Consider the following 18027-nt stretch of genomic DNA (forward strand, 5'->3'; position numbering starts at 1 on the left):
CCGGTTTAACGCCCCCACTTTAACTCTGGCTACGCAGCTTCATGAACGATCTCACTTATGAGCAACTTCAGAAAAAATATGCGGCTCTACAGAAACGCCTCAACCGATTTTCACTGATCCAGCAAGACCTGATCACCTTGCATCAGAAACTGGATCGGGAGCTGGTGCGTTTCACCGCCATTCAACACTACAATACCCAAGCGCTGCTCAGTGACACACTCTCCGACTTTGCTGCGCGCACCGCCGAGGCGGTAGTTGATGTGTTTGAACTGGAGTTTGGTCTGCTCTGGCTGCTGTCCGATCAACAACTTGACCCCACTCCCAGCGGCATCGAAGGCCTGCAACTTCATCAATGGCAGGCTATAAAAAACTGGCTGGAAACCGAACTCAGCGACACACGCCTTGCCAGCGGCCTTATCCTTGATACAAAACAACTTCAACAACTTGAAGTTTCGGCTCAGTTAAACCAATTGATTATCTACCCTTGTCGAATACAAAATGAGTTATTGGGTTATCTGCTCACAGGCGTTACCACTCAAAATGCAGACTTTTACGACCCCAAACAGATGGAAAACCTTGATGCCTTTAACGTCTTTGGCCAACAAGTCTCGTGTGTTACTGAAAAACCGCTACGCCAACGACCTGATCCAAAAACAGATGGGGTTGATTCGACTCTCTGAACTCAATCACCGTACCGCCAAAGAGCAAGCCGAACACGCCAATCAAGCCAAAAGTCAATTCTTAGCCAATATGAGCCACGAAATCCGTACACCGATGAATGGCGTAATCGGCACCTTGGATCTGCTCCAAGAGACCGTCCTAGATCAAGAACAAACTCATCTGGTTGATACCGCCACCGATTCCGCTCACTGGCTGCTGAACGTCATAGACGACACCCTCGATTTTTCCAAAATTGAGGCTGGAAAATTACGCCTAGAACAGGTCAATTTTGATCTCAAACGGGAAATTTCAGCGGTGCTTCACCTGCTTGAATCCAAATCCAAACAAAAAGGCATCCAGCTCAAAAGCCAGTTTCACGGTGACATAGACACCCACTTACAGGGTGACCCCACTCGGCTGCGGCAAATTTTAATCAATCTGATTGGCAATGCGATTAAATTTACCGACCACGGCCACGTCACCCTCACAGTCAGCCTGATTTGCGGCCATTCACAACACCTCACCCTGCGCTTTTCCATCACCGACAGCGGCATTGGCATCGAGCCTGAAACCCAAAAAAATCTGTTTCAAGCCTTCTCTCAAGCCGACAGCTCCACCACACGCAAATTTGGTGGCTCTGGTTTGGGTTTGGCCATCTCACAAAAACTGGTCAATTTGATGGGCGGTGAAATCAGCATCAACAGCCAACTCCATCTCGGCTCCGACTTCTACTTTCAACTGCGTTTCCCCCTTGCCGTCAAAACCAAAAAACCAAGCCCTCCCATCAAACACAGCAAAATCAAACTGCAAGGCCATGTGCTGCTGGTAGAGGACAACCCCGTCAACCAATGGATTGGCAAACGCATGTTGGAACACTTGGGTCTCAGCGTTCAGATCGCCAAACACGGCAAAGAAGCGCTTGAATTAATCAATCAACACACCTTTCACTTAATCTTTATGGACTGCCAAATGCCAGTGATGGATGGCTATGAGACCACTCGCCAAATTCGCCAACAAGAGAAAAAAGAAAATCGTCCCCCCATCACCATCGTCGCCCTAACAGCCAACGTACTGATCGAAGATCGAGAAAAATGTTTTGCTTCCGGCATGAACGACTACGTTAAAAAACCGTTCCGCAAACAGGATATACTGCAAGGCTTGCAACGCAACCTCCCACACACCCTCACTGTTCCCGAAACCAGCCTATGATGCACGTCGTGCTTTACCAACCGGAAATTGCCCCCAACAGCGGCAATATCATTCGCCTCTGTGCCAATACCGGTGCTCAACTGCACCTGATTCACCCACTGGGATTTGAGTTAGATGACAAACGGCTGCGCCGCGCAGGTTTGGATTACCGCGAGTGGGCAACCCTTAAAGAATACACTTCATTTGAGCATTTTTTAGCGCAGCAGCCACAAGCACGGCTGTTTGCATGCACCACTCACGGCCAGCAACGCCACACAGAAGCACACTTCCAAGCCGAAGACATGCTGCTGTTTGGCCCTGAAACCCGAGGCCTACCCAAAGAGATCATTCACTCTCTGCCCAAAGAACAACGCCTACGGCTGCCGATGCGCGCCAACAGCCGCAGCCTGAATCTTTCCAACGCCGTGGCCATCATGGTCTATGAACTGTGGCGACAACTCGATTTTAACGGCAGCCAATAGAAAAAAGTGACTGTTACCAGCCTTCGGCACGAGGATCACGGCTGAGCAGATCCTGCACCGCTTGCTTTGGCGGATGCTGTTGGTAAATGACCCGATAAACCTGCTCCACAATCGGCATATCCACCTGCCAACGCTGCGCCAGCAACCACGCTTCACGAGCGGTTTTCACCCCCTCCACTGCTTGGCCAATCTCCTCCAGCGCCTCCTCTACCGACAGACCGCGCGCCAGAGCCAAGCCCATCTGCCGATTGCGCGACAGATCATCGGTACAGGTCAAGACCAGATCACCCATGCCCGCCAAGCCCATCAAGGTCTCCGGTTTGGCATCCAGCGCCATACCCAAACGCATCATCTCTGCCAGTCCCCGTGTCACCAGTGCCGCGCGCGTATTGGCACCAAAACCGAGGCCATCCGCAATGCCAGCGGCAATGGCTAAGACGTTTTTCAACGCCCCGCCCAGCTCAACGCCAACCAAATCGCTGCTGCTATAGGGACGAAAATTTTCACCGTGCAGCCAATTGACCACTTTTTTTGCCACCTCCGCTGAATCGGAAGCCACCGTGATCGCCGTTGGCAAGCCTCTCATGACCTCTTGGGCAAAGGTAGGACCGGAGATCAGCGCCAACGCTTGCACACTGCCCAACTCCTCTTTGGCAATCTGATGAATGAATTTACCGCTGCCCACCTCCAGACCTTTACAGGCACAGATCAAAACCTGAGAAGGTCGCAACAGCGGCTTAAGGGAGTGCAATAAAGTACGGAAGATGTGGCTCGGCGTGGCGACCAAAATCGCATCCACATCCGCCACACTGGTGGCCAAATCACTGGAGTAACGCAAGCTGTCAGGCAGAATTGAGTTGGGCAAATACCGACGGTTTTCAGCACAGACTGCCATCTCTTGCATCTGCACTTCATCACGCCCCCACAGCGTCGTTCGTTGGCCGTTTCGCGCCAACAGCGCCGCCAAAGCTGTGCCCCAAGAACCGGCACCGAGCACAGCAATGTTGATTGACTGGCTCATTGAGCCGTTTGCGGTGCCGCCATACCTTGTTTCACTTTTTCCAAGTGCTGCATGTAAAGTGCGTCAAAATTGATCGGTGAAAGCAGCAGTTGCGGGAAGCCGCCTTTGGCGACCAAATCCGCCACCGCTTCACGGGCAAAGGGGAACAAAATACCAGGGCAATGGCTGCCCACAATGCCGCCCATCGCATCTTGATCAAAGCCTTTGATGACAAAAATACCCGCCTGTTTCAGCTCGACCAAAAACGCGGTGCTTTTGTCTTCCAGAGTCGCAGTAACCGTAACGGTCAAAACAATCTCGTAGACATTCTCAGCCACGGTTTTTGATTCGGTGTTGATCTGCAAGTTAATGTCTGGATTCCAGTTGCCGTTTTTTGAAAACAGCTCAGGGGATTGCGGGGATTCAAACGAAACGTCTTTCAGATAGACTTTTTGAATCTGAAATTCAGAAGATGCTTCCTGTTTAACGTCACTGCTGCCATTTTCTGCCATAAGGTGCTCCATGAGATCAATAAAATTGAATGAAAAAACTGGGGGCAGTCTACAGGGATGCACCTAACGGCTCCAGAGAGGAGCACAGAGATTCAGCTAAAATCGTAAAAAAACAGACTAACTGGCAGGAAACAGCAACGAATCCAAACGACCGTCGCGCTCCAGTGCGGAAAGATCATCGTAGCCGCCCACATGGTAATCGCCGATAAAGATCTGCGGCACCGTGCTTCTTCCGGTGCGATCTTCCACTTCAGCCCACAGATCAGGACGACCATCAACGGAGCGCACATCAAACTCAACACCTTTGGCATTGAGCAGACGTTTCGCCCAAGTACAATAAGGGCAAGCCCCCATGGCGTAAACAATAATTTCAGGAGCCATGCTGCTACCCTACTTGGTCACAACGGGCAGATTGGCTTTCTGCCAAGCATACAAACCACCCGCCAAACTGTAAACCGATTCAAATCCGGCTTTTTTCAGTTTGGCGCAGGCACCCAAAGAACGATTGCCTGAAGCACAGTAGACAATCAAAGGTTTCTGTTTGTACTTTTCTAGCTCGCTGAGTTTTTTGTCCAGCTCAGAAAGCACAATGTGCTTACACTCCACCAAATGACCTTGACTGTATTCAGAGCGCTCTCGGATATCCAAAAAAAGCGCATTTTCATGATTCTGTTTTAGAATTGCCTGTGTCGCAGACAGCTCATCAAAACCACGGAAACGGCGTTGATACTCACCGTAGACGATAAAAACAATCGTGATTGCAAGGGCAATAAAAAGGTAAGGATGATTACCGACAAACTCCAGATACTGCTGCATTCACAAGCTCCAAATGATACTTTCTTACAGTATGCGAGTGCAGAACACTTCCTGCATCATGCTGATCAGACGCAGGGTACGCGCGTCACCGACGCGGTAGTATACACGGTTGGCGTCTTTTCTCGATGCCAATATCCCCTTGTCACGTAAGATCGCCAGATGCTGAGAAATGTTGCTCTGTGAGGTACCCACATTCGCAACAATCTCCTGCACACTGACCTCATCGTCACCCAAGGTACAAAGAATTTTCAATCGCAAAGGATGAGACATCGCTTTCAAAGAACGTGATGCACGTTCAATGTCTTCATCCTGAGTCATCAACTGCGTCGTTTTTGACAGCATCACTTCAAGCCTCATAAGAACCAAACCATTTGTTGCTATTTAAGAATATTAGGAAAACATTATACAGTACTTTTTCCAAACACTTTAACTACTTTATCGGGAAATTCCATCTTTATTTACAAAAAACCAGCAAAAACAATCCCATGTTCAGCAAAAGAACCGCTAAAATCAGCAACAGTTTCCACTAGACACTCCAATAATGAAGATATTTGTCGCCGCCCTGCTGCTCAGTTTCAGTCTGACCGCACCCTTTTTGGCCTCGGCCAGTCAAGAAAGTGAACAGCGCAACACAGAATTAAAACGTCTCAGCAACCAAATAGACCGACTCAGCAGCCAGATCAACTCGCAGAAAAAAAAGCGCGGCCTACAACAACAGCAGTTAAAAAAAGCCGAACAGCTGGTCAGCAGATTAAATCGCAAAATCAGCCAGCAAAAGCAAAAAATTCGCCAACAAAGCCGTGCGTTGAAAAAACTTAAGCAGCGCCAACAACACCTCAACCAACAACTAAAACAGCAGCGCGCCACACTGGCACGGCAACTGCGCGCAGCTCATCGCATCGGTGAACAACAAACCTTGCGGCTCTTTTTTAACCAGCAAGATCCCAGCAGCATCAACCGCACCCTAACACTGGCCACCTACTTAACCCAAACGCGCACCGACAACATCAAACAGCTCAACCAACTCAGCCAAGAGCTGCAACAGCTAAAACAGACCAGCCTCTCCACCTCCCAGTTGCTGGCGCGCACCCATGCTCAATTGCTGACCGAGAAAAAAGAGCTGAAAAACGGCCAAAAAAATCGAAAAGAGGCTCTTGTTGCCATCAATCGCACCCTCAATAGCGATAAGAAACGCCTAACACAGTTAAAACAACAGCAACGGCAACTGGAACGACTGCTGCAATCACTCAGTGAACGCCTCGCAGACATTCCACTGCCACCGATGAAAAAACGCCCCTTTGCCAAGTTGAAAGGCAAACTCCCTTGGCCAACTCGGGGTCGAATCGTAATCCGTTACGGCACCCCACGAGGTTTGGGTGATCTACGCTGGCGCGGCATGATTATCAAAGCTCCGCGTGGCCAACACGTACACAACGTCTATTATGGTCAGGTGGTGTTTGCCGATTGGCTACAGGGCTTTGGCAACATCATTATCATTGATCATGGCAACCACTACATGAGTCTCTACGGCCACAACCAAAGCCTGTTAAAAGAGAGTGGCGATTGGGTGCAACCCAATGACGTGATTGCCACAGTGGGTGACACAGGCGGCCAAAGCCGGACTGGGGTATACTTCGAAATTCGTCGCCGTGGCACACCGCTTAATCCGCGCCCATGGCTACAAAAACAGCCCTCAACGGCACGTCGTTAACGATCAGGGATGAGATATGCTTAGCGTCTCAATGTTACACTCACAACCTCAATTAATGGATTCACCCCTCTGCATTTTAGGAGAATTTGATGCTTGCTAAGACTCGCACATCGCTGCTCGTTATTTTGGGCATGGTGCTCGGCGCTTCCTTAACCCTCGGTCAAGGCGTCTTCGCCTTGCGGGATAATTCCGCCGAGTCGATGCCTCTAAACGAGCTGCGTAACTTGACCGACGTGCTGACCCGCATCAAGAAAAACTACGTAGAAGAGGTCAGTGACAAAGAGCTATTAGAAAATGCCATTCGTGGCATGTTAAGCGGCTTAGACCCTCACTCTTCTTTCTTAAATGAAGAGGAGTTTAAAGAGCTCAAGGTTGGCACCACCGGTCAATTTGGCGGCCTCGGCATTGAGGTCAGCATGGAAGACGGTTTTGTCAAAGTGGTCTCGCCCATTGATGACACCCCCGCACAAAAAGCCGGGGTGCAGAGCGGTGACTTGATCATTCGTCTTGACGATCAGCCGGTCAAAGGCCTGACCCTCAACGATGCGGTCAAAATCATGCGCGGCAAACCTGGCACCGACATCTTATTGACCATCGCCCGTGAAGGCGCTGGCAAACCGCTGAAAATCAAAGTGACGCGCGCCATCATTCGGGTCAACAGCGTCAAACGTCGCCTATTAGATGAAGACTTTGGTTATGTGCGCATCTCCAGTTTCCAAGTCAAAACCACCACCAGCCTGTTGGAAGCAATTGAAGAGCTGATCGAAGAGAACAAAAAGCCACTCAAAGGTTTGGTGCTTGATCTGCGCAACAACCCAGGCGGTGTGCTCTCTGCCGCGGTCGGTGTCTCTGATGCCTTCTTGAAAAAAGGCCTGATCGTTTACACCGAAGGCCGTGTCAGCGATTCCGAGCTGCGTTACAACGCCACCCCAGGCGATGCCATTGACGGTGCAGCGCTGATCTTATTGATCAACGGAGGTTCTGCTTCTGCTTCAGAAATTGTTGCGGGGGCGCTGCAAGATCACAAACGCGCGGTCATTCTGGGCACCAAAAGTTTTGGCAAAGGTTCGGTGCAGACCATTCAAGAGCTGAACGGCGGCGGCGCAGTCAAACTCACCACCGCACGTTATTACACCCCATCGGGTCGCTCCATCCAAGCCGAAGGCATTGAGCCTGACATCAAAGTCGCTAGATTGACTCTGGAAAAACAGAAAAAATCAGCCGACGAAATCAAACCACTAACGGAAGCCAACCTTAACGGCCATCTAACAAACGGCAATGCCGACAAAGATGGGCAGAATAAAGAGGCAACAGATAAATCTTCTGAGAAAGATAAAACAGAGGATAAAAGCACCCACTTAGCTGAGGAAGATTACGCCCTCTACGAAGCCCTCAATATGCTTAAAGGTCTCGCTATTCTGCAAGCGAGCCACTAACCCGCAGCAACAATGAAAGGCTCTTTCTCGACGCTGATCATTGCCCTGTTGCTTGTTGCTTGTGCTCCTGTTGAAATTATTCAGCAGGAGCCAAACAAACCTGCCACTCAAACAGCACCTCACTTACCCTACATCAGCATTATCATTGATGATATTGGCAATGATCTCGCCATCGGCAAACGCATTCTACAACTGCCCTACCCTATTACCCTCTCCATCTTGCCGCACACGCCTCACAGTCAAACGTTGCATCAACTCGCCTATCAACTCAATAAAGAACTGATGCTGCATCTGCCCATGCAAGCACTGCACAACAACCGCTACCTTGGCCCAGGCAGCTTGACCCTTAATATGTCAGAGCAACAATTTCGCCGCACCTTACGCGAAAACCTACAATCGTTGCCCGATGCCATCGGGGTCAATAACCACATGGGCAGCCTGCTCACCAGCCAACAAAAACCGATGAACATCCTCATGGAAGAGCTGGCCAACTGGGGCACGCTGTTTTTTATCGACAGCCGCACCACCGCCAAAACCATCGCCTATCAAAGCGCGATTCAACACGGCCTCGCCGCCCAATCTCGGGATCTTTTTCTCGACAACCGTCAAGATGAAGACTACATCCGCCAGCAGTTCCAGTTGTTAATCAAAAAAGCCAAAGAAAACGGTTCCGCTCTGGCCATCGCCCACCCCCATACCAGCACCATTAATGTATTGGAATCTGAGCTTGAGCAACTGCATAAAGCCGGTGTAAATATCATTCCCGTTTCACAACACGTTGCTTATCAACAAAGACAACAAGAGGCTCTTAATCCCCCCCCGCACACTGATGTTCACCCATGACAATACCCAACTCCAACTCACATACCTGCGTTTATGAGAAGCGCGGCATTTAACCCACCCGCCAGATAAGGTACTATCCCGCCATCTTTACCTGACATTTAACCACCTTGTTCTTACTTTCCTGAGCCAAAATCTAAGATAACGCCACCCGCAACAGGAAGCTCGACAACATTGGAGAGAGACACCCATGCCAATTAAAATTGCGGTTCTCAAAGAGACCGTTACCGATGAACGCCGCGTCGCACTCGACCCCAGCGTTGTCAGTCGCCTGAAAAAAATGGGCGCTGAAATCCTACTGGAGACCGGTGCCGGTGATCCCGCCTATTTCACCAACGACAGCTACGGCGATGCCCATCTGGTTGAAAACGCCACAGCCGCTCTAAAAGAAGCCGACATCCTACTGCGGGTGCAACCGCCCAGCGAAGCGGAAATCGCTCAGCTAAAAAGCGGCACCCTGCTCATCAGCCACATCTACGCCCATCAAAATCAAGCCTTGGTCAAAGCCCTGCAAGCCAACAACATCACCTGCATGGCGATGGAGCTGATTCCGCGCATCAGCCGCGCCCAAGCGATGGACTCCCTCTCCTCGCAAGCCACCGTCGCCGGTTACAAAGCGGTCTTGATGGCCGCCTCGCTGGTGCCGCGTTTCTTCCCCATGTTGACCACCGCCGCGGGCACCATTCGCCCGAGCAAAGTGGTCGTCATTGGTGCTGGTGTGGCCGGTCTGCAAGCCATCGCCACCGCTCGCCGTCTCGGCGCTCAAGTGGAAGCCTACGACATTCGTCCCGCTGCCCGTGAACAAGTGGAGTCTCTCGGAGCAAAAATGATCGACACTGGGGTCAACGCCGAAGGAGAAGGCGGTTACGCTCGTGAACTGACCGACGAAGAGAAGCAGCAGCAAGCGGACGTGTTGGCGCAGCATCTGGCCAAAGCCGACGCGGTCATCTCCACTGCCGCCATTCCTGGTCGCCCTGCACCCAAAATCATCAGCACAGCGATGGTGGACGGCATGAAACCGGGCGCGGTGATCGTCGATCTGGCGGCCGAAACCGGCGGCAACTGCGAACTGACCGAAGCAGGAAAAACGATCCACTACAAGAGCAAAATTTTGCACGGGCCGTTAAACATCGCCAGCGAAGCGCCGTTTCATGCCTCGGAAATGTACGCCAAGAATTTGCTCAACCTGCTCACTCTGATGATTGAAGAGGGCGAGCTGAAGATTGATTTTGACGACGATGTAATCAAAGGCTGCCTGCTCACCCATGAGGGGAAAATCACTCACCCGCCCACCGCCGCACTGATTGAAGGAGAGGCTTAAATGGAAGGTTTTATCGCACTCTACATCTTTATGCTCGCCGCCTTCACCGGCTTCGAGGTGATCTCTAAAGTCCCAGTGATTCTGCACACCCCGCTGATGTCCGGCACCAACTTCGTCCACGGCATCGTGCTGGTAGGCGCAATGGTTGCCCTCGGTCACGCCGAAGGCACGCTCGAACAGACCATCGGTTTTATCGCCGTCTTTCTGGCCGCCGGTAACGCCGTTGGCGGTTACGTGGTCACGGAACGCATGTTAGAGATGTTCACTGGCCGCAAGGGGGGCAAATAATGGACGCATCACTGCTGATTCAAAGCACTTATTTGGTCGCTGCGGCACTGTTCATCATCGGCCTCAAGCGCATGAGCTCACCGCTCACCGCGCGCGGGGGCATCGTTTGGGCGGGCATCGGCATGCTGCTCGCCACACTGGTGACCTTCCTTGAACCCAACCTGAACAACATCGGTTTGATGATCACCGCCATCGTCCTCAGCTCCGTACTCGCGTGGGTGAGTGGCAAGCGGGTCGCCATGACCGACATGCCGCAAATGATTGCCCTCTACAACGGCATGGGGGGTGGCGCAGCGGCGGCCATCGCCGCCATCGAGTTGGTCAAAGGCACCAACCTCACTCTGACGGTGGAGATTCTGGCGGTACTCGGTGCCTTTATCGGCACCATCGCCTTCTCTGGCTCCTTGATCGCGTTTGCCAAACTGCAAGGCATTATTCGCAAAGCACTGCGTTTCCCTGGTCTGTCGTGGATCAACTTGGCTCTCTTCCTCGGCACCGTTGCCGTCGGGGTGCAGATCATTATCAGCCCTGAAACGTGTATCTGTCTGCTGGCCTTGTTCTTCGGCATGGCTCTGCTCTTGGGTGCACTGGTGACTGCGCCCATCGGTGGCGCAGATATGCCGGTGGTGATTTCACTGTTCAACGCCCTCACCGGTCTGGCCGTTGGCTTTGAAGGCTATGTGCTGGGCAACCCAGCGATGATGATCGCCGGTACCGTGGTGGGTGCTTCGGGCACCATGCTGACGATGTTAATGGCCAAAGCAATGAACCGCTCCATCAGCAACGTGCTCTTCTCCAGCTTTGGCGAAAGCGGTGATGCCGGTGACAACGAAGGCCCCAGCGGCAGCATGAAAGCGGTGGAAGCCTCCGATGCGGCCATCACCCTCACTTACGCCGAGAAAGTCATCATCATCCCAGGTTACGGTCTGGCCGTCGCGCAAGCACAGCACAAGTTGTGGGAGCTGGCCGAACTGCTGGAAGATCGGGGTGTGTCGGTGAAATTTGCCATCCATCCCGTCGCCGGTCGGATGCCCGGTCACATGAACGTCTTGCTGGCTGAGGCGGGCGTGCCTTACGAGAAAATCGCCGATCTGGATGAAATAAACTCTGCGTTTGAGAGCACCAATGTGGCTTTGGTCATCGGTGCTAATGACGTGGTTAACCCCGCTGCGCGCAGCAATAAAAGCAGCCCGATTTATGGGATGCCGATTTTGGATGCCGACAAAGCCGACAATGTGATCGTGATTAAACGCGGCCAGGGCACGGGCTTCTCTGGGATCGAAAACGAACTGTTCTACGCCGAAAACACCCGTCTCTGTTATGGCGATGGGCAAAAGGTGGTAGCGGAGTTGATTGCGGGTGTGAAAGCACTCTAATTCAACGACTCTGCTTTTGATACGACAAAAGGGTGACTCACAAAGTCGCCCTTTTTTATGCCTAAATCATCACCTAAAATTAACAGGGCGGATATAAAATCCGCCCCTACGATTAGTGGACAACATCCATTAAAGAGAACCACACAACATGGCCACTTTACTGTTTAGACTTAATAACGTCCCGCTGGACGAAGCCGATGAAGTCCGCATCTTATTAGAAGAGCATCAGGTTGATTTCTATGAAACCACCGCCGGACGTTGGGGCATCTCGCTGGCCGCCATCTGGCTCAAAGAAGAGACTCAATTAGAGCGAGCGAAAAATTTGATTGCAAAATACCAAAGAGAACGCCAAGAAAACGCTCAGCGCGAATATCAAGAACAGAAAGCCGCAGGCACGCATGACACCTTTCTAAAACGTTTTTTACGTGAACCGATCAAAGTGCTGATCTACCTGCTGGTAGCCGCCGTGATCGCCTATTTTTCCACCACGCCTTTTTTGGATTTGTAGGGTAGAAAATGCTCTAGCCCTACCGATGAACCGTAGGTTGGCGTTAGGCCGCAGGCCATAACCCAACAGATAACATTAGGACAAAAAAATGCAGATCATTCCGAAAAAAGAGGAACAATCCATACAGGAACAAGCTCAATACCACACATCAACAACAGACCAACAAGAAACCCAAACCTTATCCAACCACAGCGCAAATCTAATTGATGATTGGAAACACGAAGAAGAAAACGAAGTATGGAAATAACGTAACTACTCAGCCATATAACTTATTGATTTTTAATGAAAAAATATACCTTTATTGGGTGTTTTTGACCAACAAACGGCATTTTCACCATTTTGAAAAAAATCATATTGTTTATTATCAATGAGTTACGTTATCCAACGTGGGCTGAGTAGTTACGAAATAACTTTATTGCACAAAAATTGATAAAAGAAAAATCATTACCAATGATAACCAAACGATATACTGGGCAACCAGTTGTGTTCAGTCTTGGGTTGATTTTCATCAGCCACATCAATCTGAGAATCCACCGAATACAATTCAATAGAAGTCTCCCAACCACTTTTATTAAAGCCATTTGAGTTATACAAATAGCCAATTTTATGGCCTGAAAACACCGTAGTAATCGCAAACCCAGATAACAATGAAACACTGATGGCACTGTGCTCCGATACTTTACGCATATAGCCAACATTTCCATAAACCAATGCAGAAAGAGCCACTTCTGCAAAAACTACAGACTCATCAATATTCTTATTGATGTGAAGCAAAGGTACAAACCCAGAAAAAAGACCGTAACGCAAACCAGCACCGTACCCAAAATGATAATTGAACAGTGAATTTGCATGGCTTGCGACTGGAAAAAACAACGCACTGCATAGCACAATAATTTTCCACATTAAACTCTTCCTTTTGTTACAACACTTAAAATTTATCCCTACGCCCCATCAGCCAAAGCCCGCTCCCGCACACCACCCAACTCTTCATCACTCCGAACATCCAACCAACCGGCCATATTCTCCGTTACCAACTGCGCCAAAAACTCAATGTGCTCAGGGCGATCATTCAAGGCGGGGATGTAACGCAGATCCTCACCACCGGCTTCGATAAAGAGCTCACGGTTCTCCATTGCGATCTCTTCCAAAGTCTCCAAACAGTCCGCTGAAAACCCAGGGCAGACCACATCCACGGTTTTCACCCCCTCTTTGGCCAGCTCCTGCAAACGCAAACTGGCATAGGGTTTTAGCCACTCCTCACGCCCGAAACGAGACTGAAACACCAACTGCCACTGCTCCGGCTGCAACTCCAGCTCCTGCGCCAACAGATGCCCCGTTGCCTGACAGTGGCAATAATAGGGATCACCGGCCAAGTGCATCTTTTTCGGGATGCCGTGAAAAGAGAGCAGCAATTTATCCCCCTGCCCCCGCTCCGCCCACTGCTGACGCACGGAATCCGCCAAGGCCTTGATGTACGCCGGTTGCTGAAAGTACTGATTGATAAAGCGCAGCTCTGGGATCCAGCGCTGTTTTTGCAGCACCTTGGCAACGCCATCAAACACCGAAGCGGTGGTGGTGGCTGAATATTGCGGATAAAGCGGCAAAACCAGCACTCGACGCACATTAGCCACTTGCAGCGCCTGCAGACCCGCCTTGATCGAAGGGTTGCCGTAACGCATCGCCAACTGCACCTTCACCGGGGCCTCTAAAGACGCACTGAGCTGCTTTTGCAACGCCTCTGTCTGGCGTTTTGAAATCGCCAACAGCGGTGAACCCGCCTCACTCCAGACCTTGGCATAGGCCTTAGCGGAACGATTGGGGCGAAAGCGCAGAATCACCCCGTGCAGAATCGGCAACCAAATCAGACGCGACAACTCGACCACTCTCGGATCGGCTAAAAACTCGCCCAAATACGCCTGCAAGGCTTTTTTCGTTGGCGCATCGGGTGTCCCCAAATTGACCAACAAGACCCCCAACGGCTCCGCTTGGCCGTGTTGATAATTCGTCTCACCCTGATATGCGCTCATAATGCTTCTCGCTTTATTTTAGGCTCTGGCACCCAACGCGCCGCCAGCCAAACCAACAGCAGCGCAGGCAGACCCAGCGCCGCCGTAATTAAAAAGAAAACCTGATAATTAACCTCGTCCACCAGCACGCCCGAAAAGCCGCCCATAAATTTGGGCAACAACAACATCATCGAGCTGAAAAGTGCGTACTGCGTGGCGGAATAAGAAATGTTGGTCAAACTGGAGAGATAAGCCACAAAGGCCGCCGTCGCTAACCCCGCACTGAGGTTGTCCACCGAGACCACCAACATCAGCATATTGATGTTGTTGCCCATGCCCGCCAACAAGGCAAACAGCAGGTTGGTGCTGGCGGTCAACAGCGCGCCCAAAAAGAGGATCGGCATGACCCGATAACGGTTCACCAACAGCCCGCCGAGCACCGCCCCCAGCAAGGTCATAATAATGCCAAACACCTTGGTGACGTTGGCCACCTCCTGCTTGCTAAAGCCCATATCCACATAAAAAACATTCGCCATCACCCCCAAAACGATGTCCGCCATGCGGTAGCTGGCGATCAGCGCCAAAATCAGCAGCGCCTGCCAGCGGTAACGGACAATAAAATCCACAAAGGGATTGATCACCGCATTCCAAAAACGCACAACAAAACGCTGCACACAAGGCGGCAAAAAACGCCAATGAGCGACTTTCTGCGCGTTCTCCGCTTCGCGCTGCTGCACCGCCTGATCAACGGGTTTTTCCGGCTCGGCAATCAACAAGGTGGTAAGAATGCCAACCCCCATCAACAGCGCCATGCACCCATAAGCCATCGTCCACGGCAGCCGTTGGTAGCTGCTCTCATCGGGGTCAAAATAGGCCGCAATCCACAGCACCCCCGCTGAAGCAAAGATCATCGCAATGCGATAACCGATCATATAGGTCGAAGCCAACACCCCTTGCAAACGCTCATCGGAAGACTCAATACGATAGGCATCAATAACAATGTCTTGCGTCGCCGAGAAAAAAGCAGTTAACAGCGCCAGCCAAACCAACAACTCCAGATTCAACAGCGGATCGGTCAACGCCATTGAGAGAATCAGCAACAACAGAATCACTTGAGTCAACAACAACCAAGCACGACGACGACCCAGCCAGCGCGTCAGTAGCGGCACAGAGAGCCGATCCACCAACGGAGACCAAAGCCATTTAAAACCATAGGCCAACGCCACCCAACTGATAAAACCGATGCTGGAACGCGCCACACCCGCCTCGCGCAACCAGAAAGAAAACGTACCGAAGACCAGCAAAATCGGCAAACCACTGGAAAACCCCAAACAAAGCAGCGCCACAGCGCGAGGGTTTTTATAGGCACGCAGGTTCTGCAACCACGACGTTTGGCCGTTACTGGGGTTCATTGAATTCATAACCTAGGCTTCGCCCTGCTCAAACAGGCGTGTATCATACCCGAGTTTTTAGCCATCGCCGAAAGGGTCAGCCCATGCAAGAGTTCCAACGCCAGTTTCTCGATTTTGCCATTCAACAAGGGGTGTTAAAGTTTGGTCAGTTTCAGCTCAAATCGGGACGCACCAGCCCCTATTTTTTCAATGCCGGACTGTTCAAAAGTGGCGCAGCGCTGGCCAAACTGGGGCGCTTTTACGCTCAAGCGATCAGCAACCACGGCTTAGAATACGATCTACTCTTTGGCCCCGCCTACAAAGGCATTCCACTGGCCACCGCCACCAGCATCGCCCTCTTTGACCATCACCAACAGGATAAAGCCTACTGTTTCAATCGCAAAGAGGCCAAAAGCCACGGTGAAGGCGGCAGCTTGGTGGGCGCACCCTTAGAAGGCAAGGTACTGATTGTGGATGATGTTATCACCGCTGGCACCGCCATTCGGGAAGCCGTCGGCATTATTCAACAGGCCGGAGCCAGCTTGGCAGGTGTGGTAATTGCGCTGGATCGACAAGAGACCGGACAAGGTGCTCAATCGGCCATTCAAGAGGTGGAGCAACAGTATAATATTCCGGTTATCAGCATCGTTAAGCTGACCGACATGATGAGTTACCTAGAAAAAAGTGACGCTTTGCAGCAACATTTGGCCGCCGTCACGGCCTATCGACAATCCTACGGCATCGAATAGCCGATTTTTTAGGCATTGTTACGATGAAAAAGTGTAAAGTGAAGCTCTCATAAACGGAACTTTAACAACAATGCCAAAGTCTGGTCTGCTAAGTGCTTGATTGGAAAAACAGACTTTACTTCAATGAGTCACAATGAAGTGAACCGTTCAACCGATTTAGAGATCCAAAGCTTATGTCAAACCCGCTCAAAAGGAGACTGGAATGAAACAGACGTCCCTACTGACCTGTCTTTTTGTTTTGCTCACGGCAACGGTCGAGGCTGCCCCTGAGCGGGTCTTTAAGTGGGTCGATCAAAACGGCGTGATTCACTACGGCGACATACTGAACAATCGCGCCAATCAAGGCCGCCATGCGGTGCTCAACTCGCAAGGGGTGATCATCAAACAGATTAATGCCATCGCCACTCCGGCTGAATTGGCCGCCGCACAAGAGGCCAAAAAACGCCACAAAAGGCAGCTCGCTCGACAAGAGCAGCAACGCCGCAGCGATCAAATTCTGCTCACCACCTTCACCACCGAACGAGACCTGCTGCTGGCACGTAATGGCCGTTTGGATTCCATAGACAGCACCATTCAACTCAATCAGCGTCGCCTCGACAGCATTGAACGCCAATTACAAGATCTGCGCAAAATGCTCATCCGCCTCGATGTTCGCGAAAAGCAGAGCACCCAACACCTGCTCAAACAGCAAGCCCACTTAGAAAAACAACAGAGCAAACTAGAGCAAGCCTTGAGCGAAAAACAGCATGAACGCAATAATTTAGCACGCAAATTTGACCGCGATCTGCTGCGTTTTCGAGAGCTGCAAGCCAATCCTGCTGCCCCTTAAACAATTCACAGCCGCGTTACTGATGAATCAGCGTACCCACACCCTGATCGGTAAACAGCTCCAGCAACACCGCGTTATCCACCCGACCATCAATGATCTGCGCCGTACTCACCCCAGAGTTCACCGCATCCAAGGCACACTGCACTTTGGGCAACATGCCACCTTGAATGGTGCCGTCTTTCACCAGCGCATCAATCTGTACCGCGCTCAAACCGGTTAACAGATTGGACTCTTTATCCAAAATCCCCACCGTATTGGTCAGCAGCAGCAACTTCTCCGCCCCCAGCACCGAGGCTACCCGGCTGGCCACCAGATCGGCATTAATATTATAAGAGCGCCCTTCCGCATCCACCCCAATAGGGGCAATCACCGGAATAAAATCGCTGTTATCCAACATGTGTACCACCGCCGGATCAATGCTCTCCACCTCACCCACATGACCTAAATCGATAATTTCAGGCGGCTGTTTTTCACTGTTTTCTGCGGTCAATTTGAGCGGCTTGGCCTGAATCAGCCCGCCATCTTTGCCGGTCAAGCCCACCGCGCGCCCACCTTGCTGATTGATCAAACTGACAATGCTCTTGTTCACCTGCCCGCCCAAGACCATCTCCACCACACTCATGGTCTCGCTGTCGGTGACACGCATTCCTTGGATAAAATGGCTCTCTTTGCCCAGTTGTTTCAACAACTGACCAATCTGGGGGCCACCACCATGCACCACCACCGGATTGATGCCCACCTGCTTCATCAAAACAATGTTGCGGGCAAAACTCTGTTTCAGTTGCTCGTCCACCATCGCATTGCCACCGAATTTAATCACGATGGTTTTGCCTGACAGGCGTTGAATGTAGGGCAGTGCTTCGTTTAAAACCTGTGCCACTTGAGTGGCTGCGCGGTTGTCTATGCTCATAATA

Annotated in this window: 22 protein-coding genes; 13 read left to right on the forward strand and 9 right to left on the reverse strand. The window is 51.2% G+C overall.

Annotation, left to right across the window (positions count from 1 at the left end):
- Window positions 1-41: 41 nt before the first annotated feature.
- Genes Q9O24_03990 through trmL form a run of 3 tightly spaced genes read left to right on the forward strand, consistent with a single transcriptional unit; the run spans window position 42 to window position 2330 of the window.
- Window positions 42-680 (forward strand): hypothetical protein, encoded by a 639-nt coding sequence (locus Q9O24_03990; protein ID MDQ7074313.1) that lies wholly within the window; start codon window positions 42-44, stop codon window positions 678-680.
- A complete protein-coding gene (locus Q9O24_03995; GenBank protein ID MDQ7074314.1) occupies window positions 580-1869 on the forward strand; it encodes an ATP-binding protein in 1290 nt (429 codons plus the stop codon). Before Q9O24_03990 ends, Q9O24_03995 begins: the two co-directional genes overlap by 101 nt.
- On the forward strand, window positions 1866-2330 hold the full coding sequence (gene trmL / locus Q9O24_04000; GenBank protein ID MDQ7074315.1) for a tRNA (uridine(34)/cytosine(34)/5-carboxymethylaminomethyluridine(34)-2'-O)-methyltransferase TrmL: 465 nt from the start codon (window positions 1866-1868) through the stop codon (window positions 2328-2330). Before Q9O24_03995 ends, trmL begins: the two co-directional genes overlap by 4 nt.
- Before the next feature lie 13 nt (window positions 2331-2343).
- Here trmL and Q9O24_04005 read toward each other — a convergent pair whose 3' ends face one another.
- The 5 genes from Q9O24_04005 to Q9O24_04025 all read right to left on the reverse strand — a co-directional run bounded on the left by Q9O24_04005 (window position 2344) and on the right by Q9O24_04025 (window position 5000).
- Window positions 2344-3351 (reverse strand): NAD(P)H-dependent glycerol-3-phosphate dehydrogenase, encoded by a 1008-nt coding sequence (locus tag Q9O24_04005; protein ID MDQ7074316.1) that lies wholly within the window; start codon window positions 3349-3351, stop codon window positions 2344-2346.
- Window positions 3348-3842: a protein-export chaperone SecB gene (gene secB, locus Q9O24_04010; GenBank protein ID MDQ7074317.1), complete on the reverse strand. Its 495-nt coding sequence runs from the start codon at window positions 3840-3842 to the stop codon at window positions 3348-3350. Before secB ends, Q9O24_04005 begins: the two co-directional genes overlap by 4 nt.
- Before the next feature lie 117 nt (window positions 3843-3959).
- Window positions 3960-4223, reverse strand: coding sequence for a glutaredoxin 3 (gene grxC / locus Q9O24_04015; protein MDQ7074318.1), 264 nt, complete (start codon window positions 4221-4223; stop codon window positions 3960-3962).
- Between the two features lie 9 nt (window positions 4224-4232).
- Window positions 4233-4658 carry a rhodanese-like domain-containing protein gene (locus tag Q9O24_04020; GenBank protein MDQ7074319.1) on the reverse strand — a complete coding sequence of 142 codons (426 nt, stop codon included), beginning with the start codon at window positions 4656-4658 and terminating at the stop codon, window positions 4233-4235.
- A gap of 24 nt (window positions 4659-4682) precedes the next feature.
- Window positions 4683-5000: a metalloregulator ArsR/SmtB family transcription factor gene (locus Q9O24_04025; GenBank protein ID MDQ7074320.1), complete on the reverse strand. Its 318-nt coding sequence runs from the start codon at window positions 4998-5000 to the stop codon at window positions 4683-4685.
- A 199-nt stretch (window positions 5001-5199) separates the two neighbouring features.
- Here Q9O24_04025 and Q9O24_04030 point away from each other — a divergent pair, with 199 nt between their 5' ends.
- From Q9O24_04030 to Q9O24_04065, 8 genes are all read left to right on the forward strand, one after another.
- Window positions 5200-6369, forward strand: coding sequence for a peptidoglycan DD-metalloendopeptidase family protein (locus Q9O24_04030; GenBank protein ID MDQ7074321.1), 1170 nt, complete (start codon window positions 5200-5202; stop codon window positions 6367-6369).
- An 89-nt stretch (window positions 6370-6458) separates the two neighbouring features.
- Complete coding sequence (locus Q9O24_04035; GenBank protein MDQ7074322.1) at window positions 6459-7805, forward strand: S41 family peptidase; 1347 nt, start codon at window positions 6459-6461, stop codon at window positions 7803-7805.
- A 12-nt stretch (window positions 7806-7817) separates the two neighbouring features.
- Window positions 7818-8648 (forward strand): divergent polysaccharide deacetylase family protein, encoded by an 831-nt coding sequence (locus Q9O24_04040; GenBank protein MDQ7074323.1) that lies wholly within the window; start codon window positions 7818-7820, stop codon window positions 8646-8648.
- Window positions 8649-8835: 187 nt separating this feature from the next.
- Window positions 8836-9966, forward strand: a complete 1131-nt coding sequence (locus Q9O24_04045) for a Re/Si-specific NAD(P)(+) transhydrogenase subunit alpha (GenBank protein MDQ7074324.1) — start codon at window positions 8836-8838, stop codon at window positions 9964-9966.
- Window positions 9967-10254, forward strand: coding sequence for an NAD(P) transhydrogenase subunit alpha (locus tag Q9O24_04050; protein MDQ7074325.1), 288 nt, complete (start codon window positions 9967-9969; stop codon window positions 10252-10254). It begins immediately after the preceding gene.
- Window positions 10254-11630, forward strand: coding sequence for an NAD(P)(+) transhydrogenase (Re/Si-specific) subunit beta (locus Q9O24_04055; protein MDQ7074326.1), 1377 nt, complete (start codon window positions 10254-10256; stop codon window positions 11628-11630). The genes Q9O24_04050 and Q9O24_04055 overlap by 1 nt, the downstream gene beginning before the upstream one ends.
- 148 nt (window positions 11631-11778) lie before the next feature.
- On the forward strand, window positions 11779-12138 hold the full coding sequence (locus Q9O24_04060) for a DUF6164 family protein (GenBank protein ID MDQ7074327.1): 360 nt from the start codon (window positions 11779-11781) through the stop codon (window positions 12136-12138).
- Between the two features lie 88 nt (window positions 12139-12226).
- Window positions 12227-12385 (forward strand): hypothetical protein, encoded by a 159-nt coding sequence (locus Q9O24_04065; protein ID MDQ7074328.1) that lies wholly within the window; start codon window positions 12227-12229, stop codon window positions 12383-12385.
- Between the two features lie 197 nt (window positions 12386-12582).
- Here Q9O24_04065 and Q9O24_04070 read toward each other — a convergent pair whose 3' ends face one another.
- The 3 genes from Q9O24_04070 to Q9O24_04080 are packed head-to-tail and all read right to left on the reverse strand — an operon-like array spanning window position 12583 to window position 15556.
- Window positions 12583-13041: a hypothetical protein gene (locus Q9O24_04070; GenBank protein MDQ7074329.1), complete on the reverse strand. Its 459-nt coding sequence runs from the start codon at window positions 13039-13041 to the stop codon at window positions 12583-12585.
- 38 nt (window positions 13042-13079) lie between these two features.
- Window positions 13080-14165 (reverse strand): ferrochelatase, encoded by a 1086-nt coding sequence (gene hemH / locus Q9O24_04075; protein ID MDQ7074330.1) that lies wholly within the window; start codon window positions 14163-14165, stop codon window positions 13080-13082.
- Complete coding sequence (locus Q9O24_04080) at window positions 14162-15556, reverse strand: MFS transporter (GenBank protein ID MDQ7074331.1); 1395 nt, start codon at window positions 15554-15556, stop codon at window positions 14162-14164. Before Q9O24_04080 ends, hemH begins: the two co-directional genes overlap by 4 nt.
- A gap of 83 nt (window positions 15557-15639) precedes the next feature.
- Here Q9O24_04080 and pyrE point away from each other — a divergent pair, with 83 nt between their 5' ends.
- Window positions 15640-16284 carry an orotate phosphoribosyltransferase gene (gene pyrE, locus Q9O24_04085; protein MDQ7074332.1) on the forward strand — a complete coding sequence of 215 codons (645 nt, stop codon included), beginning with the start codon at window positions 15640-15642 and terminating at the stop codon, window positions 16282-16284.
- Window positions 16285-16486: 202 nt separating this feature from the next.
- Window positions 16487-17113 (forward strand): DUF4124 domain-containing protein, encoded by a 627-nt coding sequence (locus Q9O24_04090; protein MDQ7074333.1) that lies wholly within the window; start codon window positions 16487-16489, stop codon window positions 17111-17113.
- Between the two features lie 16 nt (window positions 17114-17129).
- Here Q9O24_04090 and argB read toward each other — a convergent pair whose 3' ends face one another.
- Window positions 17130-18023, reverse strand: a complete 894-nt coding sequence (gene argB / locus Q9O24_04095) for an acetylglutamate kinase (protein MDQ7074334.1) — start codon at window positions 18021-18023, stop codon at window positions 17130-17132.
- Window positions 18024-18027 lie beyond the last annotated feature (4 nt).

The sequence above is a fragment of the Gammaproteobacteria bacterium genome, assembly GCA_030949385.1.
Lineage (GTDB): Bacteria > Pseudomonadota > Gammaproteobacteria > JAUZRS01 > JAUZRS01 > JAUZRS01.

What these genes read in the sequence shown, in the direction of transcription:
- Q9O24_03990 (MDQ7074313.1), top strand. Translation starts at nt 42, where the DNA reads ATGAACGATCTCACTTATGAGCAACTTCAGAAAAAATATGCGGCTCTA.
- Q9O24_03995 (MDQ7074314.1), top strand. Translation starts at nt 580, where the DNA reads ATGCCTTTAACGTCTTTGGCCAACAAGTCTCGTGTGTTACTGAAAAAC.
- trmL (MDQ7074315.1), top strand. Translation starts at nt 1,866, where the DNA reads ATGATGCACGTCGTGCTTTACCAACCGGAAATTGCCCCCAACAGCGGC.
- Q9O24_04005 (MDQ7074316.1), bottom strand. Translation starts at nt 3,351, where the DNA reads ATGAGCCAGTCAATCAACATTGCTGTGCTCGGTGCCGGTTCTTGGGGC.
- secB (MDQ7074317.1), bottom strand. Translation starts at nt 3,842, where the DNA reads ATGGCAGAAAATGGCAGCAGTGACGTTAAACAGGAAGCATCTTCTGAA.
- grxC (MDQ7074318.1), bottom strand. Translation starts at nt 4,223, where the DNA reads ATGGCTCCTGAAATTATTGTTTACGCCATGGGGGCTTGCCCTTATTGT.
- Q9O24_04020 (MDQ7074319.1), bottom strand. Translation starts at nt 4,658, where the DNA reads ATGCAGCAGTATCTGGAGTTTGTCGGTAATCATCCTTACCTTTTTATT.
- Q9O24_04025 (MDQ7074320.1), bottom strand. Translation starts at nt 5,000, where the DNA reads ATGCTGTCAAAAACGACGCAGTTGATGACTCAGGATGAAGACATTGAA.
- Q9O24_04030 (MDQ7074321.1), top strand. Translation starts at nt 5,200, where the DNA reads ATGAAGATATTTGTCGCCGCCCTGCTGCTCAGTTTCAGTCTGACCGCA.
- Q9O24_04035 (MDQ7074322.1), top strand. Translation starts at nt 6,459, where the DNA reads ATGCTTGCTAAGACTCGCACATCGCTGCTCGTTATTTTGGGCATGGTG.
- Q9O24_04040 (MDQ7074323.1), top strand. Translation starts at nt 7,818, where the DNA reads ATGAAAGGCTCTTTCTCGACGCTGATCATTGCCCTGTTGCTTGTTGCT.
- Q9O24_04045 (MDQ7074324.1), top strand. Translation starts at nt 8,836, where the DNA reads ATGCCAATTAAAATTGCGGTTCTCAAAGAGACCGTTACCGATGAACGC.
- Q9O24_04050 (MDQ7074325.1), top strand. Translation starts at nt 9,967, where the DNA reads ATGGAAGGTTTTATCGCACTCTACATCTTTATGCTCGCCGCCTTCACC.
- Q9O24_04055 (MDQ7074326.1), top strand. Translation starts at nt 10,254, where the DNA reads ATGGACGCATCACTGCTGATTCAAAGCACTTATTTGGTCGCTGCGGCA.
- Q9O24_04060 (MDQ7074327.1), top strand. Translation starts at nt 11,779, where the DNA reads ATGGCCACTTTACTGTTTAGACTTAATAACGTCCCGCTGGACGAAGCC.
- Q9O24_04065 (MDQ7074328.1), top strand. Translation starts at nt 12,227, where the DNA reads ATGCAGATCATTCCGAAAAAAGAGGAACAATCCATACAGGAACAAGCT.
- Q9O24_04070 (MDQ7074329.1), bottom strand. Translation starts at nt 13,041, where the DNA reads ATGTGGAAAATTATTGTGCTATGCAGTGCGTTGTTTTTTCCAGTCGCA.
- hemH (MDQ7074330.1), bottom strand. Translation starts at nt 14,165, where the DNA reads ATGAGCGCATATCAGGGTGAGACGAATTATCAACACGGCCAAGCGGAG.
- Q9O24_04080 (MDQ7074331.1), bottom strand. Translation starts at nt 15,556, where the DNA reads ATGAACCCCAGTAACGGCCAAACGTCGTGGTTGCAGAACCTGCGTGCC.
- pyrE (MDQ7074332.1), top strand. Translation starts at nt 15,640, where the DNA reads ATGCAAGAGTTCCAACGCCAGTTTCTCGATTTTGCCATTCAACAAGGG.
- Q9O24_04090 (MDQ7074333.1), top strand. Translation starts at nt 16,487, where the DNA reads ATGAAACAGACGTCCCTACTGACCTGTCTTTTTGTTTTGCTCACGGCA.
- argB (MDQ7074334.1), bottom strand. Translation starts at nt 18,023, where the DNA reads ATGAGCATAGACAACCGCGCAGCCACTCAAGTGGCACAGGTTTTAAAC.